Raw genomic sequence first — 21,310 nt, 5'->3', positions numbered from 1 at the left:
TGGACATCCATACAGCCTCCCCTTAACGTGACGGGCAATGGGCGTGCGAAACGCCGGAACGGCAAGGTGCAACAGGAGGCAGGGTGGATACCAGTCTGATTTATGGGATTGGCGGCGTCGCGATCGGCATGCTGTTAGGGTGGCTGATCGCCAGCCTGCGAGTGCAGCAGACGAACGCGCAACATGAAACCGAACTGCGGTTGCTGGAGCAAGCGTTGCAGCAGGCGCAACAGGAGACGGCCGTGCGGCAGGAGGCCCTGCTGCGCCACGAACAGCAGTCGCGCCAGAACGAGCTGGAGCAGCGCAACCTGCACAGCCAGCTGGCGGCCGGGCATGAAAAACTGCAACAGCTCAACCATTGGCGCAACGAATGCGAGCTGCTCAACCAAGAGCTGCGCGCCCAGCGCGAGGTGAACAGCGCGCAGGAGGCCGAGCTGCGCGAAGTCACCATCCGTCTGGAAGAGACGCGCATGGCGGCGGAGGAGAAGCAGCGTCTGCTGATCAACAGCGAACAGCGCCTCACTACCCAGTTTGAAAACCTCGCCAACCGCATTTTTGAACACAGCGGCCGCAAGGTGGACGAGCAAAATAAGCAAAGTTTGGATCGGTTACTGCTGCCGCTGCGCGAACAGCTGGACGGTTTCCGCCGGCAGGTGCAGGACAGCTTTGGCCAGGAGGCGCGTGAGCGCCATACGCTGACGCACGAGATACGCAATCTGCAGCAGTTGAATGCGCAGATGGCGCGGGAGGCCATCAACCTCACCAAGGCGCTGAAAGGCGACAACAAGACCCAGGGCAACTGGGGCGAAGTGGTGCTGAGCCGGGTGCTGGAAGCCTCCGGCCTGCGCGAAGGGCACGAGTATGAAACGCAGGTCAACGTGCGGGTAGATCATCAGAGCCGCATGCAGCCCGATGTGATCGTGCGCCTGCCGCAGGGCAAGGATGTCGTGATCGACGCCAAGATGTCGCTGATCGCCTACGAGCGCTATTTCAACGGTGAAGACGAGGCGGAGCGCGAAGCGGCGCTGAGCGAACATATCGCTTCGCTGCGCGGCCACATTCGCATGCTGGGCCGCAAGGACTACCAGCAGCTGCCGGGGCTGCGTTCGCTGGACTATGTGCTGATGTTCATTCCGGTCGAGCCGGCCTTCCTGCTGGCTATCGATCGCGAGCCGGAGCTGATCAGCGAAGCGCTCAAGCACAACATCATGCTGGTCAGCCCGACCACGTTGCTGGTGGCGCTGCGTACCATCACCAACCTGTGGCGCTATGAGCATCAGAGCCAGAATGCCCAGCGCATCGCCGAGCGCGCGGCGAAACTGTATGACAAGATGCGGCTGTTCGTGGACGATATGTCCGCGCTGGGGCAGAGCCTGGACAAGGCGCAGGGCAGTTATCGTCAGGCGATGAACAAACTGAGCGAAGGCCGTGGTAATCTTATCGGCCAAATTGAAGGTTTCCGCGCGCTGGGGGTTGAGGTCAAGCGGCCGATAAACCCGCTGCTGGCGCAGCAAGCCGGCGCGCAACACGATGAAGCGGAAGAGGCGAACGACGACGAGGTCGCCGCGCTGCCGCAGACGAACGACGATGATGATACCACCGGGGAACCGGGCTTCGTTTCGCACGGCTGAGGCCGTGGCGAGGTGGGGTATTCCTCGGGCTTCTGGTACACTCATCCACACAAAATTGACTGAATAGCAGGCAGGACAATGGCAGATCAATCGCAGGAAACCACCGATTTCGGTTTTCGCACCGTCGCTAGAGACGAAAAACAGGCCATGGTGGCGGACGTTTTTCATTCGGTAGCGGCAAAGTATGACGTGATGAACGACCTGATGTCGTTCGGCATCCACCGTATCTGGAAGCGTTTCACCATTGACTGCAGCGGCGTGCGCCGCGGGCAGCGCGTGCTGGATCTGGCCGGTGGTACCGGCGACCTGGCCGCCAAGTTCTCCCGCATGGTTGGCGAGCAGGGGCAGGTGGTGCTGGCGGACATTAACGATTCGATGCTGAAGATGGGGCGCGAGAAGCTGCGCGACCGCGGCATCGTCGGCAACATCAATTACGTGCAGGCCAACGCCGAAGCGCTGCCGTTCCCGGACAATTACTTCGATTGCATCACCATCTCCTTTGGCCTGCGTAACGTCACCGACAAAGACAAAGCGCTGCGTTCGATGTTCCGCGTGCTGAAGCCGGGCGGCCGCCTGTTGGTGCTGGAGTTCTCCAAACCGCTGCTGGCGCCGCTGAGCAAAGCTTACGACGCATACTCTTTCCACGTGCTGCCGAAGATCGGCGAGCTGGTAGTGAAAGATCCGGACAGCTATCGCTATCTGGCGGAATCGATCCGTATGCACCCCGATCAGGAAACCCTGAAGGGCATGATGGGCAACGCCGGTTTTGAAAACGTCACCTATTTCAACCTGACCGGTGGGATTGTCGCCCTGCATCGCGGCTTCAAGTTCTGAGAGGGAGATGCCGATGCTGTTTACCCCTCTGCTGACCGGTGCGCTGGAAACCTCGTTGAATAACCTGCTGTTTCGCGATCGCAGCATGAAAGCCGCTCGCCAACGCCTGGCGGGCAAGGTGCTGCGCATCGAACTGGAAGAGTTGGCTTCACCGCTGGTGCTGGTGTTCAGCGAACTGCGCGTGGATGTGCTGGGGCAGTCTGAAGACAGCGCCGATTGCACGGTGCGCAGCCGCATTCCCTCCTTACTGAAGCTGCGCGATCGCCAGCAGTTGCCGGTGCTGATGCGCAGCGGCGAATTGACGGTGGAAGGGGATATTCAGGTGGTGCAACAGCTGGTTGGCCTGCTCGATCTGGCGGAGTGGGATCCGGCGGAATGGCTGGCGCCCTATATCGGCGATATCGCCGCTCAAGGCATTACGCAGGCGCTGGGCAAAGGTGCTTCGTTACTCAAGGCCGGATTGATGCGTCGGCAGCAAGACATGGCTGAGGCGCTGACGGAAGAGTGGCGTCTGGCGCCGGGGCCGCTGGAAGTGGTGTGGTTCAATGAAGAAGTGGATGCGCTCGCCCGCAGCGCGGAAGCGCTGATTGCCCGCATGGATAAGTTGGAGGGCAAGCGATGACCCCAGGCGAACTGCGTCGTTTGTATTTTATCGTCCGCGTTTTTCTCAGCTATGGGCTGGACGAGCTGATCCCGACAATGCGTTTGACGCTGCCGCTGCGCTTCGGCCGCCGGCTGCTGTTCTGGATGCCTAATCGGCACAAGGACAAACCGCTGGGCGAACGTCTGCGGCTGGCGCTGCAGGAATTGGGGCCGGTCTGGATCAAGTTCGGCCAGATGATGTCGACCCGCCGCGATCTGTTCCCGCCGCACATTGCCGATCAGCTGACGCTGCTGCAGGATCGGGTGGCGCCTTTCGACGGTGCGCTGGCGCGCAAGCATATCGAGCTGGCGATGGGCGGCCCGCTGGAAACCTGGTTCGACGACTTCGAGCAGCAGCCGCTGGCGTCCGCCTCGATCGCGCAGGTGCATACCGCGCGGCTGAAAACCACCGGCCAGGAAGTGGTGCTGAAGGTGATCCGGCCGGATATCGGGCCGATTATCAAAGCCGACGTGCGCTTGATGTACCGGCTGGCAGGCTGGGTGCCGAAGCTGTTGCCGGACGGCCGCCGCCTGCGTCCGCGCGAAGTGGTGCGCGAGTACGAAAAAACCCTGCTGGACGAATTGAACCTGCTGCGTGAAGCGGCCAACGCCATTCAGCTGCGTCGCAATTTCGATGGCAGCCCGATGCTGTACGTGCCGGAAGTCTACTCCGACTACTGCCGCGAAAGCGTGTTGGTGATGGAGCGTATCTACGGCATTCCGGTCTCGGACATCGCCACGCTGGAGCAGCAGGGCACCAACATGAAACTGTTGGCGGAACGCGGCGTTCAGGTGTTCTTTACCCAGGTATTCCGCGACAGCTTCTTCCATGCGGACATGCATCCCGGTAATATTTTCGTCAGCTACGAACATCCGGAAGATCCTTGCTATATCGGCATCGACTGCGGCATCGTTGGTTCGTTGAACAAGGATGACAAACGCTATCTGGCGGAAAACTTCATCGCCTTCTTCAACCGCGATTACCGCAAGGTGGCGGAACTGCACGTCGACTCCGGCTGGGTGCCGCGCGACACCAACGTGGAAGACTTCGAATTCGCCATCCGTACCGTGTGCGAACCGATTTTCGAGAAGCCGCTGGCGGAGATCTCCTTCGGCAACGTGCTGCTGAACCTGTTCAACACCGCGCGCCGCTTCAATATGGAAGTGCAGCCGCAGCTGGTGTTATTGCAGAAGACCTTGCTGTATGTTGAAGGGCTGGGGCGTCAGCTTTACCCGCAGTTGGATCTGTGGATCACCGCCAAGCCGTTCCTCGAGAGTTGGCTGCGCGATCAGGTCGGCATTCCCGCCGTGGTGCGCGCGCTGAAAGAGAAAGCGCCGTTCTGGGCGGAGAAATTGCCCGAGCTGCCCGAGCTGTTTTACGACAGCCTGCAGCAGCATAAACTGTTGCAACAAAGCGTTGATAAGCTGACCAACCAGATGCAGGCTCAGCGGGTTCGTCAGGGGCAGTCACGTTATTTGTTCGGCGTTGGCGCTACACTGTTGGTAAGCGGCACGCTGTTGCTGCTGGGGCAAATCGAGGTGTTCCCCGCCTGGATGATGGCCGCCGGCATCGTATGCTGGGTGATTGGCTGGAAGCGAACCACCTGATTTAATTCGTTACTCTGGTAAAGTCGGCTCTATAATGCGGGCTGGCTTTAAAAGACCCCTTAAAATTAGAGGTAATTAAAATGGGCGGTATTAGTATTACGCAATTGTTGATCATCGCAGTGATCGTGGTGCTGCTGTTCGGTACCAAAAAACTGCGCACGCTGGGTTCCGATCTCGGCGCCTCGATCAAGGGCTTCAAAAAAGCGATCGGCGACGATACGCCGTCGACTCCCAACACGGCTGAAAAAAGCAGCCTGGATGACGCTGATTTCTCGGCCAAGCCTATTACCGATAAGCAGCCGGAAGTGAAACCGGAAGAGTCGAAGAACAAAGAGCAGGTATAAACCGTGTTTGACATTGGGTTTAGTGAGCTGCTGCTGGTGCTGGTGATCGGCCTGGTTGTTCTGGGGCCGGAACGCTTGCCGGTTGCGGTCAGAACGGTATCGGGCTGGATCCGCGCGCTGCGCTCGCTGGCGGCCTCGGTGCAGCACGAACTGTCTCAGGAGCTGAAGCTGCAGGAGCTGCAGGACAGCCTGAAGAAAGCCGAACAGGCCGGCCTGCAGAACCTGACGCCGGAGTTGAAGGCGTCGATGGATGAGCTGAAAGACGCGGCGGAATCCTTGAAACGCACCTACCGGGGCGAGAAAGAAGAGCTGGCGAACACCATCCATAACCCGCAGGCCATCGATCCGGAAGCCTTGCACGACGGCGTGACGCCGGCGGAAGCGGCAACCAGCGCCAGCGCGCCCGCCGCCGTGCCAAAACCGGCAGTGGAACCTGAAGCCGTCGTGGCTGCGCCAGTGGCGGCGCAACCCGCTAAAGCGCCGGTGGAAACCGCGCCTGCTCCTGTCGAACCTGTTGCGGATAAAACCCCAGCGTCTCACCAACCTAGTGGCGATCGTTAATACATGGCTGTTGAAGATACCCAACCCCTTATCAGTCATCTGATAGAGCTGCGCAAGCGGCTGTTGAACTCGATTATTTGCGTACTGGCGGTGTTCGTGGTGCTGGTGTTTTTCGCCAACGACATCTACCAGCTGGTTTCTGCGCCGCTGCTCAAGCAGTTGCCGGCCGGCGCGAGCATGATCGCCACCGACGTGGCGTCACCGTTTTTCACCCCGATCAAGCTGACCATGATCGTTTCGGTGTTCGTCTCCGCGCCGATGATCCTGTATCAGGTATGGGCGTTTATCGCGCCTGCGCTGTACAAGCATGAACGCCGCCTGATGATGCCGTTGCTGGTGTCCAGCAGCCTGTTGTTTTACCTCGGCATGGCCTTCGCCTACTTCATCGTGTTCCCGCTGGCCTTCGGCTTCTTCGCCAAGACCGCGCCGATGGGGGTGACCATTGCGACCGACATTAAAAACTACCTCGATTTCGTCATGGCGCTGTTTATGGCGTTTGGCGTCGCCTTCGAAGTGCCGGTCGCCATCATTCTGCTGTGCTGGAGCGGCGTCACTTCGCCGGAAGACCTGAAGAAGAAACGGCCGTATGTGTTGGTCGGCGCGTTTGTGGTCGGCATGTTGTTGACGCCGCCGGACGTGTTCTCGCAAACCCTGCTGGCGATACCGATGTATCTGCTGTTTGAAGTGGGGGTATTCTTCGCTCGCTTCTATACCGGCAAACGCCGTCCGCAGGCGGAAGACGACGACGAGGGTGACGAACCCCCAGCGCCCTGATCCACATTGATTGCGAAGCCGCCCATAGGGCGGCTTTTGCTTTGGAAAAAACCATGTTTGATATCGGCGTTAACCTCACCAGCAGCCAATTCGCCAAAGACCGCGAGACCGTGGTGGAGCGCGCCCGCGCGGCGGGCGTTACCGGGATGCTGATTACCGGCACCGATCTGCCGGAGAGCCGCGAGGCCGCCAAACTGGCGCAGCAGCATGCGGGCTATTGCTGGTCCACCGCCGGTGTGCATCCGCATAACGCCGGCAGCTGGGATGAACGCAGCGCTGAGCAGATTTATGCCTTGGCCGCCGGCCCAGAAGTGGTGGCGATCGGTGAATGCGGTCTGGATTTCAACCGCAACTTCTCGACGCCGGAGCAGCAGGAAGCGGCGTTCAGCGCGCAACTGGCGCTGGCGGCGGAGTTGGCGCTGCCGGTGTTTCTTCACTGTCGCGACGCACACGCACGTTTTGCCGAGCTACTGACGCCGTGGTTGGATAAACTGCCCGCGGCCGTGGTGCACTGCTTCACCGGCACCGCCGAAGAATTAGCAAGCTGCCTGTCGCTGGGCCTGTCGATCGGGATTACCGGTTGGGTATGCGACGAGCGGCGCGGTCTGGAATTGCGCGCCCTGCTGCCGCAGATCCCGGCTGAGCGTCTGCTGCTGGAAACTGACGCCCCTTATCTGTTGCCCCGGGATTTACAGCCTAAACCCGCATCTCGCCGCAACGAACCCTGTTTCCTGCCCCACATCGTGCATCAGGTCGCCGTCTGGCGGCAGGAAGAGCCGCAATGGCTGGGGCAAAAAACCGATGAGAACGCCCGCCGGCTATTCCGGCTGGTTTGAGCTAGGAGAAAACTATGAGCTATGCATTCCCGGGCACCTTTCCTGGTCGCCGTATGCGCCGCGTGCGCCGTCATGACTTCAGCCGCCGTCTGGTCGCCGAAAACCAACTGACGGTCAATGACCTGATTTATCCGGTGTTCGTCATGGAAGGCAGCAACCGCCAGGAAGAAGTGGCCTCGATGCCGGGCGTATCGCGCATGACGATCGATCTGCTGGTCAAGGAAGCGGAAACCATCGCCAAACTCGGCGTGCCGGTGATCTCCCTGTTCCCGGTGATTGAACCGGGCTTGAAGTCGCTGCATGCGGAAGAAGCCTACAACCCGGAAGGGCTGGTGCAGCGCACGGTGCGCGCGCTGAAAGACGCGGTGCCTGAGTTGGGCATTCTGACCGACGTCGCGCTCGATCCCTACACGACCCACGGTCAGGACGGGGTGATCGATGAGCAGGGCTACGTGATTAACGACGTGACCAAAGACATTCTGGTGCGTCAGGCGCTGTCTCATGCCGAAGCGGGCGCGGAAATCGTGGCGCCGAGCGACATGATGGACGGCCGTATCGGGGCGATCCGCGATCGTCTGGAACTGCAGGGCCTGGTGAACACCCAGATCATGGCCTACTCCGCCAAGTACGCTTCCTGCTATTACGGTCCGTTCCGCGATGCGCTGGGTTCCAGCGGCAACCTGAAAGGCGGCAACAAAAAGACCTATCAGATGGATCCGGCCAACAGCGATGAAGCGCTGCAAGAGATTGCGCAGGATCTGCAGGAAGGCGCGGACATGGTGATGGTGAAACCGGGCATGCCTTACCTGGATGTGGTGCGCCGGGTGAAGGATACCTTCGGTGTGCCGACTTTCGCTTATCAGGTGTCCGGCGAGTACGCCATGCACATGGCGGCGATTCAGAACGGCTGGCTGCAGGAGCAGCCTGCGGTGATGGAGTCGTTGATGTGCTTTAAACGCGCCGGCGCCGACGGCGTGCTGACCTACTTCGCCAAACGTGTCGCCCAATGGCTGCATGAAGAAGCGCTGCGCCGCTAAGCGCGATACCGTAAAAAAGGCGCCTGAGGACGCCTTTTTGCATTACATTTTCTGGAATTGCCGATTGTCGATGCTTTGACTGACCTGTTTGTTGATCAGGTTGAGCAACAGCATCGAGCGGGCCTCGCCGTCCGGCTCGGTGTAGATCGCCTGCAGCCCTTCGAATACGCCGTCGACGATCAGAACGGTATCGCCCGGCTGCGGGGTTTCCGGATCGACATAGGTCTCGCTGGTGTGCGTGCGCAGCTCATCGATCACCTTGCTCGGGATGACGCTCGGCAGCGCGCCGAAACGCACGAAGTGGCTGACGCCGCGGGTGGCGCTGATGGTGGTGGTGTGAATGCGCTCCGGGTCGAATTCCACAAACAGATAATTGGGAAACAGGGGTTCGCTGACCGCGATGCGCTTGCCACGCACGATTTTTTCCAGCGTGATGATCGGGCTGAGGCAGTTTACCTGCTGCCGCTCCAGATGTTCCTGCGCTCGCAACAGCTGACCGCGTTTGCAATAAAGTAGATACCAGGATTCCATAATTTCACATGCCTTTCTGCCAGCCGGTAAGCATATCAAAAGCTATTCCGGATACATAGTGATGCAAGTTTCAGCATGTAACATCGCCTATCTTTCTGAATCTACGGCTATTAGCGAGGGGTCACACACTTATCGATACGGCGCTGGTATAACAGAGGGCTAAAAATTTGTTACCGTCACAGTATGGCAAGGCGTTGCGCCGCCGGCTGTGACGCTATTCATCGTTTTTGACCGAGGGGAGAAAAATGGAGCTGTTTCTGTTGAGCAACGGCAAGCTGTCTGGCGAAGCCGAGCTGCTGGGGTACGCCAAAAGCCAACTGCTGGCGATGATTGCGCGCCGCGGCATCAAATCCGCCGTCTTTATCCCTTACGCGCTGATCCGTTACGACTACGATCGGCGCGCGCAGGAGCTGGCGCAAACATTGGGCATTGAAGTCACCAGCATTCACCACGCCGCTTCACCGGCGGCGGCGATCGCGCAGGCCGAATGCATTTTGGTCAGCGGCGGCAACACCTGGTTGCTGAACCAGATGCTGCACGAACAAAGCCTGATCGTGCCTATCCAGCGCGCGGTGCGCGAGCGTGAAGTGCCTTACGTCGGCTGGAGCGCAGGTTGCAACGTGGCGACGCCGAGCATTCGCACCACCAATGACATGCCGGTGCGCTGCAGCGTGGTGTTGCCGGCGCTGGGATTGTTCCCGGTGCAGATTAACCCGCATTACATCGATGCGCACATCAGCGGCCACATGGGCGAAACCCGTGACGAGCGTCTCGCGGAGTTTTGTGCGATCAACCCGAGCGAATCGGTAGTGGCGTTGCGTGAAGGCAGTCTGTTGCACGTTGAAGGCAATGCGCTGCGTTATTTCAGCGCCAACGGGCAGGGCTTTAAGGTGTTCCGCCACGGCGAAGAGACGCGCGAATATCAGGATACGCGCGCACTGGCTGCGCTGGTGCCGTTCAACTGTGGCTGAGGGCCACCCGGCAGCGGGCGGCGTTAACAAAATTGCAGCAACAACCTTGAAGAGGGCTTATAATGCCCTCCCCACTGGCCGCTATAATGATCAGCATGAAATACCGTGACTTACGCGATTTCCTCTCGTTGCTGGAGAAGAGAGGGGAACTAAAACGCATCAGCCAGCCGATCGATCCTTACCTGGAAATGACGGAAATTGCCGATCGCACCCTGCGGGCGGGCGGCCCGGCACTGCTGTTTGAAAACCCGAAAGGGTACGACATGCCGGTGCTGTGCAACCTGTTCGGCACCGCCAATCGCGTGGCGATGGGCATGGGGCAGGAAGACATCAGCGCGCTGCGCGAAGTCGGCAAACTGCTGGCTTTCCTCAAAGAGCCGGAACCGCCGAAAGGTTTCCGCGATCTGTTCGACAAAATACCGAAGTTCAAGCAGGTGCTGAACATGCCGACCAAGGTACTGGGATCCGCGCCTTGTCAGGAGCAGGTATGGCAGGGCGATGATGTCGATCTGGGCCGCATTCCGGTGATGCACTGCTGGCCGGAAGACGCCGCGCCGCTGATCACCTGGGGGCTGACGGTGACCCGCGGCCCGCATAAGGAACGGCAAAACCTCGGTATCTATCGTCAGCAGGTGCTGGGCAAGAATAAAGTGATCATGCGCTGGCTGTCGCACCGCGGCGGCGCGCTGGATTACCAGGAGTGGTGCCAGGCGCACCCCGGCGAGCGTTTCCCGGTTGCGGTGGCGCTGGGCGCCGATCCCGCCACTATCCTCGGCGCGGTGACGCCGGTGCCGGATACCCTATCTGAATATGCCTTTGCCGGGCTGCTGCGCGGCAATAAAACCGAAGTGGTCAAGTGCCTTTCCAACGATCTGGAAGTGCCCGCCAGTGCCGAAATCGTGCTGGAAGGCTATATCGAGCCGGGTGAAATGGCGCCGGAAGGCCCCTACGGTGACCACACCGGTTACTACAATGAAATCGACCAGTTCCCGGTATTCACCGTCACGCACATCACCCAGCGTCGCAACGCGATTTACCACTCGACCTACACCGGTCGGCCGCCGGATGAGCCGGCGATCCTGGGCGTGGCGCTGAATGAAGTGTTCGTGCCGATCCTGCAAAAACAGTTCCCGGAAATCGTTGATTTTTATCTGCCGCCGGAAGGGTGCTCGTATCGCCTGGCGGTGGTGACCATGAAAAAACAGTACGCCGGCCACGCGAAACGCGTGATGATGGGCGTCTGGTCGTTCCTGCGGCAGTTTATGTACACCAAATTTGTTATCGTCTGTGACGATGACGTCAATGCGCGCGACTGGAATGACGTGATTTGGGCGATTACCACACGAATGGATCCGGCAAGGGATACGGTTCTGGTGGAGAATACGCCGATCGACTATCTGGACTTCGCCTCGCCGGTTTCCGGACTGGGTTCGAAGATGGGGCTGGACGCCACCAACAAATGGCCGGGTGAAACCGATCGCGAATGGGGCCGTCCGATTCAGATGGATGAAAAGGTACGTGCGCGCGTCGACGAAATCTGGGATGAGCTCGCAATTTTCAGTGACAGGGAACCGACGTTATAGCGTCAGGCCCTGTTCTCAGCTTTGCATTGATGACCCGACAGAGGGAACGCATGACAATATTGAGCTGTAAAGTGACCTCGGTAGAGGCCATTACCGATACGGTTTATCGGGTACGTCTGGTGCCCGAGCAGCCGTTTTCTTTCAAGGCAGGGCAATATCTGATGGTGGTGATGGACGAGCGCGACAAACGTCCGTTCTCGCTGGCATCAACCCCGACGCAGCAAGATTATATCGAGCTGCATATCGGTGCTTCGGAGCTGAATCTGTACGCCATGGCGGTGATGGATCGCATTCTGAAAGAGCAGGCGATCACCGTCGATATGCCGCACGGCGACGCCTGGCTGCGGGAAGAGGGCAGCCGTCCGCTGGTGCTGATCGCCGGCGGCACCGGCTTCTCCTATGCGCGCTCAATCCTGTTGACCGCGTTGGAGCAGCAGCCCGATCGCGACATTTCCATCTACTGGGGCGGGCGTGAGCTGAAGCACCTGTACGATCTGAGCGAGCTGGAAGCGCTGTCGGTGCAACACCCGAACCTGAAGGTGATCCCGGTGGTCGAGCAGCCGGAGGCGGAATGGCGTGGCCGCAGCGGCACCGTGCTCAGCGCGGTGTTGCAGGATTTCGGCACGTTGGCGGAGCATGACATCTACATCGCCGGGCGTTTCGAGATGGCGAAAATCGCCCGCGAGCGTTTCTGCGCCGAGCGCGGCGCGCAGGAAGCGCATATGTTTGGCGACGCGTTTTCGTTTATCTGACAGAGGCGATGCGCAGTGAACGGGGTGGCCGAGGGTCGCCCCGTTTTTATTTGGGCGTCGGCAAATTTCAGGCATAAAAAACCCGCCCCTGACAGGCGGGAAGAACGGCAACTAAACTTGGCGGGATGCCGCGATTTGAAGTGGTGACGCGGTCATCCCAAGATAGACACAGCTAAACGCGTTCAAACACGGTGGCGATACCCTGGCCCAGGCCGATGCACATGGTCGCCAGGCCGAACTGCGCGTCGCGACGTTCCATGTTGTTCAACAAGGTGGTCGAGATGCGGGAGCCGGAACAGCCCAGCGGGTGGCCGAGCGCGATGGCGCCGCCGTTCAGGTTAATCTTGTCGTCGATGCTGTCCATCAGCCCCAGATCTTTGATGCACGGCAGCGACTGGGCGGCGAACGCTTCGTTCAGCTCGAACAGATCGATGTCCTGCACGCTCAGACCGGCGCGTTTCAGCGCCAACTTGCTGGCCGGCACCGGGCCGTAGCCCATGATGGAAGGATCGCAGCCGACGACCGCCATCGAGCGGATGCGGGCGCGGGCTTTCAAACCGAGCGCTTTGGCGCGTGATTCGCTCATCAGCAGCATGGCGGAAGCGCCGTCCGACAGGGCGGAAGAACTGCCGGCGGTGACGGTGCCGTTGACCGGATCGAACGCCGGACGCAGGGCCGACAGGCTTTCGACGGTGGTTTCCGGGCGGATGACTTCATCAAAATCGTAACGGGTCAGCACGCCGTCGGCGTCGTGGCCGTTGGTCGGAATGATCTCGTTCTTGAAGTAACCCGCCAGCGTCGCCGCATGTGCGCGTTGGTGGGAGCGCGCGGCGAACTCATCCTGCATCTGGCGGCTGATGTTGTGCATCTTGGCCAGCATTTCAGCGGTCAGCCCCATCATCCCGGCGGCCTTGGCCACGCTGCGGCTCAGGCCCGGATGGAAATCCACGCCGTGGTTCATCGGCACATGGCCCATGTGTTCCACGCCGCCGATCAGGCTGATGTGCGCGTCGCCAACCATGATGGCGCGCGCCGCGTCGTGCAGCGCCTGCATCGAAGAGCCGCACAGGCGGTTGACGGTCACCGCCGGCACACGGTGCGGGATCTCGGCCAGCAGCGCGGCGTTGCGGGCGATATTGAAGCCTTGTTCCAGCGTCTGCTGCACGCAGCCCCAGTAAATGTCATCGATCTCGTCGGCGTTCAGCGCCGGGTTGCGGCTCAGCACTTCACGCATCAGATGAGCGGAGAGATCTTCGGCGCGCACCTGGCGGAAGGCGCCGCCCTTGGAGCGGCCCATCGGCGTGCGTACGGCATCAACAATAACTACGTTTTCCATCTTTATGACCTCATGCCGGTTGGCGGGTTGCGACGTCGGACAGCGGTGTCGCCACCGGGTAGTAGCTTTCATTGCGTTCGGCCTTGGCGCGCAGACCGGCCGGCACCTGATACAGGGCGCCGAGGTGTGCGTAACGCTGGGCCAGCTCAACGTAGTTGGCGGTGCCGAGCGTATCCAGGTAGCGGAACGCGCCGCCGTGGAACGGAGGGAAACCGATGCCGTAGACCAACGCCATATCGGCTTCGGCCGGGCTGGCGACGATCTTCTCTTCCAGGCAACGCACCACTTCGTTGATCATCGGGATCATCATGCGCGCAACGATCTCTTCGTCGCTGATGGTCTGGCGCGGTTGGCTCACTTCGGCCAGCAGCGCATCGGTCTGCTCGTCGTTGTCCTTGCGCGGCTTACCTTTGTTGTCCTGGCTGTAGCGGTAGAAGCCCAGCTGGTTTTTCTGACCGAAGCGCTGGTTGTCGAACATCACGTCAATGGCGTCGCGATAGTCTTTGCTCATGCGCTCCGGGAAGCCGGCCGCCATTACCGCTTGCGCGTGGTGTGCGGTGTCGATGCCCACCACGTCGAGCAGGTAGGCCGGGCCCATCGGCCAACCAAACTGTTTTTCCATCACTTTATCGATCTGACGGAAGTCGGCGCCGTCGCGCAGCAGCAGGCTGAAGCCGGCGAAGTATGGGAACAGCACGCGGTTGACGAAGAAGCCCGGGCAGTCGTTCACCACGATCGGCGTTTTGCCCATGCGGCTGGCGTAGGCCACCACTTTGGCAATGGTCTCGTCGCTGGTTTGTTCGCCGCGGATGATTTCGACCAGCGGCATACGGTGTACCGGGTTAAAGAAGTGCATGCCGCAGAAGTTTTGCGGACGCTTCAACGATTTTGCCAGATGATTAATCGGAATGGTCGAGGTGTTCGACGCCAGAACGGTGTCTTCGCCGATCAGGTTTTCCACTTCCGACAGCACGGCGGCTTTGACCTTCGGGTTCTCCACGACCGCTTCGACGATCACCTGCGCGCGCTCGATGCCGGCGTAGTCCAGCGTCGGCTGAATGGTCGACAGCACCTGCGCCATTTTCAGGCCGTCCAGCTTGCCGCGTTCCAACTGCTTATTGAGCAGCTTGGCCGCTTCGTTCATGCCCAACGTCAGCGATTTGTCGCTGATGTCCTTCATGATCACCGGCACGCCTTTCAACGCCGATTGGTAAGCGATGCCGCCGCCCATGATGCCGGCGCCCAACACCGCCGCCTGTTTCGGCGCGTCCACATTCTTGGCCAGCTTTTTCGCCTGGCCTTTCACGAACTGATCGTTAAGGAAGATGCCGACCAGCGCACGCGCTTCGTTGGAGCGCGCCAACGGCACGAAGCTGGCGGTTTCCAGTTTCAGTGCTTCATCGCGGCCCAGCTTGGCGGCGGCTTCAATGGTTTTCACCGCGGTCATCGGCGCCGGGTAATGTTTGCCGGCGGTCTGCAGCACCATGCCTTTGGCGGTGGTGAAGCTCATTGCCGCCTCGATCGGGCTGAGCTTCAGCGGCTCCAGCTTCGGTTGACGCGCGGCGCGCCAGTTCAGCTTGCCGTCGATCGCCTGTTGCAGCATGTTGAGCGCGGCTTCGGCCAGTTTTTCCGGCGCCACTACCGCATCGACCAGGCCGACTTTCAACGCGTCTTTGGCGCTGACGTCTTTGCCGGCGGCGATGATTTCCAGAGCGCTGTCGTTACCCAGCAGGCGCGGCAGGCGGACGGAGCCGCCGAAGCCCGGCATGATGCCCAATTTGGTTTCGGGCAGGCCGATGCGCGCGTCCGGTGAGGCGACGCGGAAATCGGTCGCCAAAATGCATTCGCAACCGCCGCCGAGCGCATAGCCGTTAATGGCCGAAATGGTCGGCACCGGCAAATCTTCCAGCCGGTTAAAGACGTTGTTGGCGAATACCAGCCACTCCTGCAGCTTTTCAGCCGGCGCGGCGAACAGAGAAAGGAATTCGGTGATATCGGCGCCGACGATAAATGCGGCTTTGGTGGAGCGCAGCAGCAGCCCCTTGAGCTCTGGCTGGTTTTCCAGCACGGTGAGCGCTTCGCCCAGGCTGGCGACGGTGCGGGTGTCCAGCTTGTTGACCGAGCCCGGTGCGTTGAACACCAGCTCGGCGATGCCGTTATCGAGCCAGTGCAGTTGTAATGTTTCGCCTTGGTAGAGCATGTCTATCTCCTGAATCAGCGTATGATCTGGTATGACCAGATGAAGAGGAGTGTGGTTTTTATGTTAACAATATGCAAATGAGAGATTGCATTTTTGCTGGTCTGATCACATGTCGCCAAGTTAGTTTTTTGATTTGAAACGAAGTTATATTTTATGTGCTATCGGCATTTGCCGGAGCTTGTCGGCCCTCATACACTTGCTCGCAGCGAATGAACATTCAGACGAGGTTACGCATGACTAAGGCGGCTTGTGTTAAACGCAGCGGCTTATGGAGCATTCCCGCCAGAACCATGACGCTGGCGTGTCTGTTGGTGTTTATGGCGCAAATGGCGACGACCGTGTACTTGCCTTCGCTGCCGACGGTGATGCGGGAGCTGGCGATGAGCCGGCGCGCTACCGAGTTGTCCATTTCAATCTTCGTCATCGGCGCCGCCTTGCCGGTGCTGTTCTGGGGCGCGGCCGCCGATCGCTTTGGCCGCCGCGCGCCCCTGACGCTGTCTTTATTTCTTTTCATTGGCTGCAGCGGGCTGTTGGCGCTGTGCAGCAACGGCGCCCAATTGCTGACGCTGCGTGCGCTGCAGGGCGTGGGTGCCGGCGGTGCGGCGATCATCGCGCGCATCATCGTGCGGGATAACTGGAGCGGGGACGAACTGGCGCGGCGTCTGTCGGTGCTCTCCATCGCCTTTATCACCGCGCTGGGCGGCGGTCAGTTTATCGGTGGCCTGCTGAGCCAATATACGCACTGGCAGATGGGCTTCGTCCTGATGGGCGCCACCGGTTTGATCATTCTGGCGCTGATGGCGACGCTGCCGCTGGAGGCGGGACGGGCAGGGGGCGTGCGCCCGGCGATGGCGGCAACCAACTTTGCCATCCTGCGGCGGCCTGGGTTCTTTTGGCCGGCCTGCGTCGGCGGGCTGGGGTTTGCCACCACGGTGACACTGCAGGAAGTGAGTCCGTTCGTCATGCAGCAGGAGTTTGGTCTCAACGTCACGGCGTTCGGCGCCCTGGGGCTGGTGATCGGCGTCGCCTACTTCAGCGGGGTGCTGACGGTGAACCGTACGGTGGCGCGTCTCGGCGGGAAAAAACTGATGCAGGCCGGCAGCGGCATCGTGGCGCTGGCGACGGCGGCGATCCTGCTGCTGTGGTGGAGCGGCGTTCTGGCCGGCCTTTCCGGCATGGCGCTGTTCATCGCGCTGTATTGCCTGACCATTTTTGGCCAGGCGGTGCTGTTTCCCAACAGCATGGCGATGGCGGTCAGCGATGCCAAAGAGTACGGCGCTTATGCGATGGCGCTGTGTGGCTTTCTGCAGCAGTGTCTGGCGGGCGTCGCCGCGGCCGGCGCGGTGTTGTTGGAACACCATGGCCTGTGGGCGCTGGCGATAGCGCTGCTCGGTTTGGGCGGCTGGTTAATGGTTAAGCTGCGGATGTAACGGCATTTGCAGGGAATTGCGAGCTGCTCCGCATGCCCAACGCGATGAGGTTGGTGCGTCGGAGCGCTGTGTTAAGATGGCTTCTTTCGTGCTAAGGCATAAGGGTACTGTGATGGAAACGCTGGCTTCTTTGTATAACGACCACCTGGCAGAACTGCAAAAACGCGCGCGTGAAGTGCTGGAGCGCAACAAGTTGGATGCGCTGCTGATTCACTCCGGGGAACTGCAAAAGGTATTTTTGGACGACCATAGCTACCCGTTCAAAGTGAACGCGCATTTCAAAGCCTGGGTGCCGGTGACGTCGGTGCCGAACTGCTGGTTGTGGATAGATGGCGTCAACAAGCCGAAGCTGTGGTTCTACTCCCCGGTTGACTACTGGCACAGCGTTGAGCCGCTGCCGAACAGTTTCTGGACCAAGTCCCTCGAATTGATGCCGCTGGCCAACGCCGATGCGATCGCGCAGCAGCTGCCGCCGCAGCGTGAGCGCGTCGGCTATATTGGTTATGCCCAACAGCGCGCCCGCGATCTCGGCATCCCTTCGGAAAACATCAACCCGAAAGCGGTGCTGAACTACCTGGATTTCCACCGTTCGATTAAAACCGGCTATGAGCTGGCCTGCATGCGCGAAGCGCAGAAGACGGCGGTAACCGGCCATCGTGCCGCGCATGAGGCCTTCCTCTCCGGCATGAGCGAGTTCGACATCAATCTGGCCTACCTGACGGCTACCGGCCATCGCGATACCGATGTGCCTTACGACAACATCGTGGCGTTGAACGAGCACGCTTCGGTGCTGCACTACACCAAGCTGGATCATCAGCCGCCGGCCGAGTCCCTGAGTTTTCTGATCGACGCCGGGGCGGAATATAACGGCTACGCCGCCGATCTGACGCGTACCTATGCGGCGCAAAGCGGCAGCGAGTTCGCTCATCTGGTGAAAGATCTCAATAGTGAACAGCTGGCGCTGATCGACACCATTAAAACCGGCGTGCGTTACACCGACTATCATGTGCAGATGCATCAGCGCATCGCCAAGCTGCTCAAGAATCACAAACTGGTGAATGGCCTCAGCGAAGAGGCGATGGTCGAAACGGGTATCACCACGCCGTTCCTGCCGCACGGGTTGGGCCATCCGTTGGGCCTGCAGGTGCACGACGCCGCCGGTTTTATGCAGGATGAGCAAGGCACCCATCTGGCGGCGCCGTCCAAATACCCGTTCCTGCGTTGCACCCGCGTGTTGCAACCGGGCATGGTGTTGACCATCGAACCGGGTCTGTACTTCATCGAGTCTCTGTTGGCGCCGTGGCGCAGCGGCGAGTTCAAGCAGCACTTCGCCTGGGATCGCATCGATGCGCTGAAACCGTATGGCGGTATTCGCATCGAAGACAACATCGTGATCCATGAAAAGCGCATCGAGAACATGACGCGCGATCTGAACCTGGCTTGATGCGGCCGTACCCGATACCGGCGGAAGCAACCTGCTTTACCGAAGAGATAAAGAAGAGCCGTTTCATCACCCTGCTGGCGCCGACCGGCGGGGTGGAGGCGGCAAAGGCGTTTATTCAGCAGGTGCGGGATGAGCACCCGGCGGCGCGGCACCACTGTTGGGCTTTCGTCGCCGGTAGCCCCGATGATTCGCAGCAGCTGGGGTTCTCCGACGATGGAGAACCGTCGGGCACCGCTGGCAAACCTATCCTCGCGCAGCTGATGGGCAGCGGTATCGGTGAAGTGACCGCCGTAGTCGTTCGGTACTACGGCGGTGTCAAGCTGGGCACCGGCGGGCTGGTGAAAGCTTATGGCAACGGTGTTCAACAGGCATTGAAGCAGCTGGCGCTGGCGCAAAAGGTGCCCGAAGCCGAATATATCTTGCAGTGCGACTATGCGCAGTTGGCGCTGGTGGAGAACTTGTTGCAGCAAATCGCAGGTCGGATCCTGCAGGGCGAATACGGCGCCGCCGTCGTGCTGCATTTGGCGCTGCCGGCGACTGAGGTCGAGCTGTTTGGGAATAAATTGCGTGATCTCAGTCGCGGTAATTTGCAATTAACCCCCATTTCGCAATAATTCCTCCCAATTGAATTGCTAAGGATCGTGCTGAAATGCATTTTCGCGCCATAACCCGTATCGTTGGTCTGCTGGTCATCCTGTTCTCCGGGACGATGTTTATTCCCGGCCTGGTGGCATTGATTTATCGCGATGGGGCGGGGCGAGCGTTCAGCCAAACGTTCTTCGTGGCGTTGACCATCGGGCTGATGCTGTGGTGGCCGAACCGTAAGCAGAAACACGAGCTGAAGCCGCGTGAAGGTTTCCTGATCGTCGTGCTGTTCTGGACCGTGCTGGGCAGCGTGGGGGCATTGCCGTTCCTGTTTTCGGAACGTCCTAATTTGTCGCTGACCGACGCCTTCTTTGAATCCTTCTCGGGATTGACGACTACCGGCGCAACGACGCTGGTGGGGCTGGACTCGTTGCCTAAGGCCATCCTGTTCTATCGCCAAATGCTGCAATGGATGGGCGGGATGGGGATCATCGTGTTGGCGGTGGCGATACTGCCGATACTCGGCGTCGGGGGCATGCAGCTGTATCGGGCGGAAATGCCCGGGCCGCTGAAAGATAACAAGATGCGTCCGCGTATTGCCGAAACCGCCAAAACCCTGTGGCTAATCTATGTGTTGCTGACCGTCGCCTGTGCGCTGGCGCTCTGGGGGGCCGGGATGTCGGTGTTCGACGCCATCGGCCACAGTTTCTCGACCATCGCCATTGGCGGGTTTTCTACCCACGATGCCAGTATCGGTTATTACGCCAGCCCGACCATCAACACCATCATTGCCGTGTTCCTGCTGATTTCCGGCTGTAACTACGGTCTGCACTTCGCTTTGCTAAGCGGCCGCAGTCTGAAGGTCTATGGGCGCGATCCTGAATTCCGCATGTTTATCTTCGTTCAACTGACGCTGGTGGTGGTGTGCACGTTGGTGCTCTGGGGACATGGCGTCTATAAGAGCGGTATGGAAACGCTCAATCAGGCGTTCTTCCAGGTGGTATCGATGGCGACCACGGCCGGTTTTACGACCGACAGCATCGCCAAGTGGCCGCTGTTCCTGCCGATGCTGTTGCTGTGTTCGGCATTCATCGGCGGTTGCGCCGGTTCGACCGGCGGCGGCCTGAAGGTGATCCGTATTCTGCTGTTGTACCTGCAAGGCTCGCGCGAATTGAAAAGGCTGGTGCACCCCAACGCGGTCTATACCATCAAATTGGGCAATCGCGCACTGCCGGAACGTATTCTGGAAGCAGTGTGGGGATTCTTCTCCGCCTATGCGCTGGTGTTTATCGTCAGCATGCTGGCGATCATTGCGACCGGCGTTGATGATTTCTCCGCGTTTGCGGCAGTGACGGCAACGCTGAATAACCTTGGTCCTGGTCTGGGCGTGGTGGCGGACAACTTCACCACGATGCCAGCGGCGGCCAAGTGGATCCTGGTGGTGACGATGCTGTTCGGGCGCCTGGAAGTGTTTACATTGCTGGTGCTGTTCACGCCAACCTTCTGGCGTGAGTGAGCCTGTTATAAGGAGTACGCCATGAAGGCATTGATACTTTATTCGAGCCGTGACGGGCAAACACGTGCTATCGCTTCTTATATAGCAAGCAAATTGCAGGATACGCTGCGCTGTGAGGTTATCGATCTGTTGCAGGCGGAACAGATCGACCTTAGCCAGTATCAGCAGGTGATGATCGGCGCTTCTATTCGCTACGGGCACTTTAACCCGGTGCTGGATAAATTCGTTAAACGTCATGCCGAACAGTTGAATCGGATGCCCAGCGCATTCTTTGCCGTCAATCTGACCGCGCGCAAACCGGAAAAGCGTTCGCCGCAAACCAACGCCTATACCCGCAAGTTCCTGTTGGCGTCGCCGTGGCAGCCAAAACAGTGTGCGGTGTTTGCCGGGGCATTGCGTTATCCACGTTATCGCTGGTTCGATCGCATCATGATTCAATTTATTATGCGTATGACCGGTGGAGAAACGGATACCAGTAAGGAAGTTGAGTACACAGATTGGCAGCAAGTCGATCGTTTCGCCCAGGAATTTAGCCAGATTCAGTACGAAAAGTGACAAAAATGCGGGTTTGGTCAGCGTTTTGCCGAAAAAATCCGCGCTTGAAAAGTTTTTTGCATTTAGGGGTTGCGGCCTGCCGAGAACTCCCTATAATGCGCCTCCACTGACCGGGAACAACGACTGACAAGCCGCCGGGT

At 59.6% G+C, this 21,310-nt stretch carries 20 protein-coding genes; 17 read left to right on the top strand and 3 right to left on the bottom strand.

The annotated features are described in order from the left end of the window. Window positions 1–83 precede the first annotated feature (83 nt). The 9 genes from rmuC (at window position 84) to hemB (ending at window position 8,267) form a co-directional block, all read left to right on the top strand. Entirely contained in the window at window positions 84–1,631 is a 1,548-nt protein-coding gene (gene rmuC, locus ITX55_RS21230) for a DNA recombination protein RmuC (RefSeq protein ID WP_089192349.1), read from the top strand. 78 nt (window positions 1,632–1,709) lie between these two features. Further along, window positions 1,710–2,465 (top strand): bifunctional demethylmenaquinone methyltransferase/2-methoxy-6-polyprenyl-1,4-benzoquinol methylase UbiE, encoded by a 756-nt coding sequence (ubiE, locus tag ITX55_RS21225; RefSeq protein WP_004934443.1) that lies wholly within the window; start codon window positions 1,710–1,712, stop codon window positions 2,463–2,465. Window positions 2,466–2,478: 13 nt separating this feature from the next. Continuing rightward, window positions 2,479–3,087 (top strand): SCP2 domain-containing protein, encoded by a 609-nt coding sequence (locus tag ITX55_RS21220; protein WP_033644973.1) that lies wholly within the window; start codon window positions 2,479–2,481, stop codon window positions 3,085–3,087. Beyond that, window positions 3,084–4,715 (top strand): ubiquinone biosynthesis regulatory protein kinase UbiB, encoded by a 1,632-nt coding sequence (gene ubiB, locus ITX55_RS21215; protein ID WP_108680053.1) that lies wholly within the window; start codon window positions 3,084–3,086, stop codon window positions 4,713–4,715. The genes ITX55_RS21220 and ubiB overlap by 4 nt, the downstream gene beginning before the upstream one ends. Window positions 4,716–4,795: 80 nt before the next feature. Further along, on the top strand, window positions 4,796–5,059 hold the full coding sequence (tatA, locus tag ITX55_RS21210; RefSeq protein WP_004934452.1) for a Sec-independent protein translocase subunit TatA: 264 nt from the start codon (window positions 4,796–4,798) through the stop codon (window positions 5,057–5,059). A gap of 3 nt (window positions 5,060–5,062) precedes the next feature. Next, window positions 5,063–5,620 (top strand): Sec-independent protein translocase protein TatB, encoded by a 558-nt coding sequence (gene tatB / locus ITX55_RS21205; RefSeq protein WP_033644970.1) that lies wholly within the window; start codon window positions 5,063–5,065, stop codon window positions 5,618–5,620. 3 nt (window positions 5,621–5,623) lie between these two features. Beyond that, window positions 5,624–6,394, top strand: a complete 771-nt coding sequence (gene tatC, locus ITX55_RS21200) for a Sec-independent protein translocase subunit TatC (RefSeq protein ID WP_033644968.1) — start codon at window positions 5,624–5,626, stop codon at window positions 6,392–6,394. 53 nt (window positions 6,395–6,447) lie between these two features. Then, a complete protein-coding gene (tatD, locus tag ITX55_RS21195; RefSeq protein ID WP_042785623.1) occupies window positions 6,448–7,230 on the top strand; it encodes a 3'-5' ssDNA/RNA exonuclease TatD in 783 nt (260 codons plus the stop codon). Window positions 7,231–7,244: 14 nt separating this feature from the next. Next, window positions 7,245–8,267 carry a porphobilinogen synthase gene (hemB, locus tag ITX55_RS21190; RefSeq protein WP_042783470.1) on the top strand — a complete coding sequence of 341 codons (1,023 nt, stop codon included), beginning with the start codon at window positions 7,245–7,247 and terminating at the stop codon, window positions 8,265–8,267. A gap of 42 nt (window positions 8,268–8,309) precedes the next feature. On the opposite strand, the gene rfaH is transcribed toward hemB, so the two are convergent. Then, window positions 8,310–8,798 carry a transcription/translation regulatory transformer protein RfaH gene (rfaH, locus tag ITX55_RS21185; protein ID WP_033644965.1) on the bottom strand — a complete coding sequence of 163 codons (489 nt, stop codon included), beginning with the start codon at window positions 8,796–8,798 and terminating at the stop codon, window positions 8,310–8,312. 245 nt (window positions 8,799–9,043) lie between these two features. On the opposite strand from rfaH, the gene pepE reads away from it, so the two are divergent. The 3 genes from pepE to fre all read left to right on the top strand — a co-directional run bounded on the left by pepE (window position 9,044) and on the right by fre (window position 12,104). After that, window positions 9,044–9,769 carry a dipeptidase PepE gene (pepE, locus tag ITX55_RS21180; protein WP_033644964.1) on the top strand — a complete coding sequence of 242 codons (726 nt, stop codon included), beginning with the start codon at window positions 9,044–9,046 and terminating at the stop codon, window positions 9,767–9,769. A 62-nt stretch (window positions 9,770–9,831) separates the two neighbouring features. Then, the gene (gene ubiD / locus ITX55_RS21175) at window positions 9,832–11,352 is read left to right on the top strand and encodes a 4-hydroxy-3-polyprenylbenzoate decarboxylase (protein WP_033644963.1); all 1,521 of its coding nucleotides are present in this window, start codon (window positions 9,832–9,834) and stop codon (window positions 11,350–11,352) included. A gap of 50 nt (window positions 11,353–11,402) precedes the next feature. Further along, entirely contained in the window at window positions 11,403–12,104 is a 702-nt protein-coding gene (gene fre, locus ITX55_RS21170; RefSeq protein WP_033644962.1) for an NAD(P)H-flavin reductase, read from the top strand. A 172-nt stretch (window positions 12,105–12,276) separates the two neighbouring features. On the opposite strand, the gene fadA is transcribed toward fre, so the two are convergent. Together fadA and fadB are read right to left on the bottom strand one after the other, a co-directional pair. Further along, window positions 12,277–13,440 carry an acetyl-CoA C-acyltransferase FadA gene (fadA, locus tag ITX55_RS21165; protein WP_033644961.1) on the bottom strand — a complete coding sequence of 388 codons (1,164 nt, stop codon included), beginning with the start codon at window positions 13,438–13,440 and terminating at the stop codon, window positions 12,277–12,279. A gap of 10 nt (window positions 13,441–13,450) precedes the next feature. Beyond that, window positions 13,451–15,640, bottom strand: coding sequence for a fatty acid oxidation complex subunit alpha FadB (fadB, locus tag ITX55_RS21160; protein WP_033644960.1), 2,190 nt, complete (start codon window positions 15,638–15,640; stop codon window positions 13,451–13,453). Between the two features lie 233 nt (window positions 15,641–15,873). Between fadB and ITX55_RS21155 the strand changes: the two genes are divergently transcribed. The 5 genes from ITX55_RS21155 (at window position 15,874) to hemG (ending at window position 21,170) form a co-directional block, all read left to right on the top strand. Continuing rightward, entirely contained in the window at window positions 15,874–17,070 is a 1,197-nt protein-coding gene (locus ITX55_RS21155; protein WP_223085364.1) for an MFS transporter, read from the top strand. A gap of 112 nt (window positions 17,071–17,182) precedes the next feature. Beyond that, window positions 17,183–18,514 (top strand): Xaa-Pro dipeptidase, encoded by a 1,332-nt coding sequence (gene pepQ / locus ITX55_RS21150; RefSeq protein ID WP_033644957.1) that lies wholly within the window; start codon window positions 17,183–17,185, stop codon window positions 18,512–18,514. Beyond that, window positions 18,514–19,128, top strand: coding sequence for an IMPACT family protein (locus ITX55_RS21145; RefSeq protein ID WP_033644956.1), 615 nt, complete (start codon window positions 18,514–18,516; stop codon window positions 19,126–19,128). Before pepQ ends, ITX55_RS21145 begins: the two co-directional genes overlap by 1 nt. Before the next feature lie 35 nt (window positions 19,129–19,163). After that, a complete protein-coding gene (trkH, locus tag ITX55_RS21140) occupies window positions 19,164–20,615 on the top strand; it encodes a Trk system potassium transporter TrkH (RefSeq protein WP_004934492.1) in 1,452 nt (483 codons plus the stop codon). Window positions 20,616–20,636: 21 nt separating this feature from the next. Next, window positions 20,637–21,170, top strand: a complete 534-nt coding sequence (gene hemG, locus ITX55_RS21135) for a menaquinone-dependent protoporphyrinogen IX dehydrogenase (protein WP_033652659.1) — start codon at window positions 20,637–20,639, stop codon at window positions 21,168–21,170. The last annotated feature ends 140 nt before the right edge of the window (window positions 21,171–21,310 follow it).

It is taken from the genome of Serratia sp. EWG9, assembly GCF_019913725.1.
GTDB classification, from domain to species: Bacteria; Pseudomonadota; Gammaproteobacteria; order Enterobacterales; family Enterobacteriaceae; genus Serratia; species Serratia ureilytica.
This window is presented reverse-complemented; position numbering and strand designations above follow the sequence as displayed.

Coding starts and splice junctions, on each gene's coding strand:
- ubiE (WP_004934443.1), top strand. CDS start 1,710: ATGGCAGATCAATCGCAGGAAACCACCGATTTCGGTTTTCGCACCGTC.
- ITX55_RS21220 (WP_033644973.1), top strand. CDS start 2,479: ATGCTGTTTACCCCTCTGCTGACCGGTGCGCTGGAAACCTCGTTGAAT.
- ubiB (WP_108680053.1), top strand. CDS start 3,084: ATGACCCCAGGCGAACTGCGTCGTTTGTATTTTATCGTCCGCGTTTTT.
- tatA (WP_004934452.1), top strand. CDS start 4,796: ATGGGCGGTATTAGTATTACGCAATTGTTGATCATCGCAGTGATCGTG.
- tatC (WP_033644968.1), top strand. CDS start 5,624: ATGGCTGTTGAAGATACCCAACCCCTTATCAGTCATCTGATAGAGCTG.
- tatD (WP_042785623.1), top strand. CDS start 6,448: ATGTTTGATATCGGCGTTAACCTCACCAGCAGCCAATTCGCCAAAGAC.
- hemB (WP_042783470.1), top strand. CDS start 7,245: ATGAGCTATGCATTCCCGGGCACCTTTCCTGGTCGCCGTATGCGCCGC.
- rfaH (WP_033644965.1), bottom strand. CDS start 8,798: ATGGAATCCTGGTATCTACTTTATTGCAAACGCGGTCAGCTGTTGCGA.
- pepE (WP_033644964.1), top strand. CDS start 9,044: ATGGAGCTGTTTCTGTTGAGCAACGGCAAGCTGTCTGGCGAAGCCGAG.
- ubiD (WP_033644963.1), top strand. CDS start 9,832: ATGCCCTCCCCACTGGCCGCTATAATGATCAGCATGAAATACCGTGAC.
- fre (WP_033644962.1), top strand. CDS start 11,403: ATGACAATATTGAGCTGTAAAGTGACCTCGGTAGAGGCCATTACCGAT.
- fadA (WP_033644961.1), bottom strand. CDS start 13,440: ATGGAAAACGTAGTTATTGTTGATGCCGTACGCACGCCGATGGGCCGC.
- fadB (WP_033644960.1), bottom strand. CDS start 15,640: ATGCTCTACCAAGGCGAAACATTACAACTGCACTGGCTCGATAACGGC.
- ITX55_RS21155 (WP_223085364.1), top strand. CDS start 15,874: ATGACTAAGGCGGCTTGTGTTAAACGCAGCGGCTTATGGAGCATTCCC.
- pepQ (WP_033644957.1), top strand. CDS start 17,183: ATGGAAACGCTGGCTTCTTTGTATAACGACCACCTGGCAGAACTGCAA.
- ITX55_RS21145 (WP_033644956.1), top strand. CDS start 18,514: ATGCGGCCGTACCCGATACCGGCGGAAGCAACCTGCTTTACCGAAGAG.
- trkH (WP_004934492.1), top strand. CDS start 19,164: ATGCATTTTCGCGCCATAACCCGTATCGTTGGTCTGCTGGTCATCCTG.
- hemG (WP_033652659.1), top strand. CDS start 20,637: ATGAAGGCATTGATACTTTATTCGAGCCGTGACGGGCAAACACGTGCT.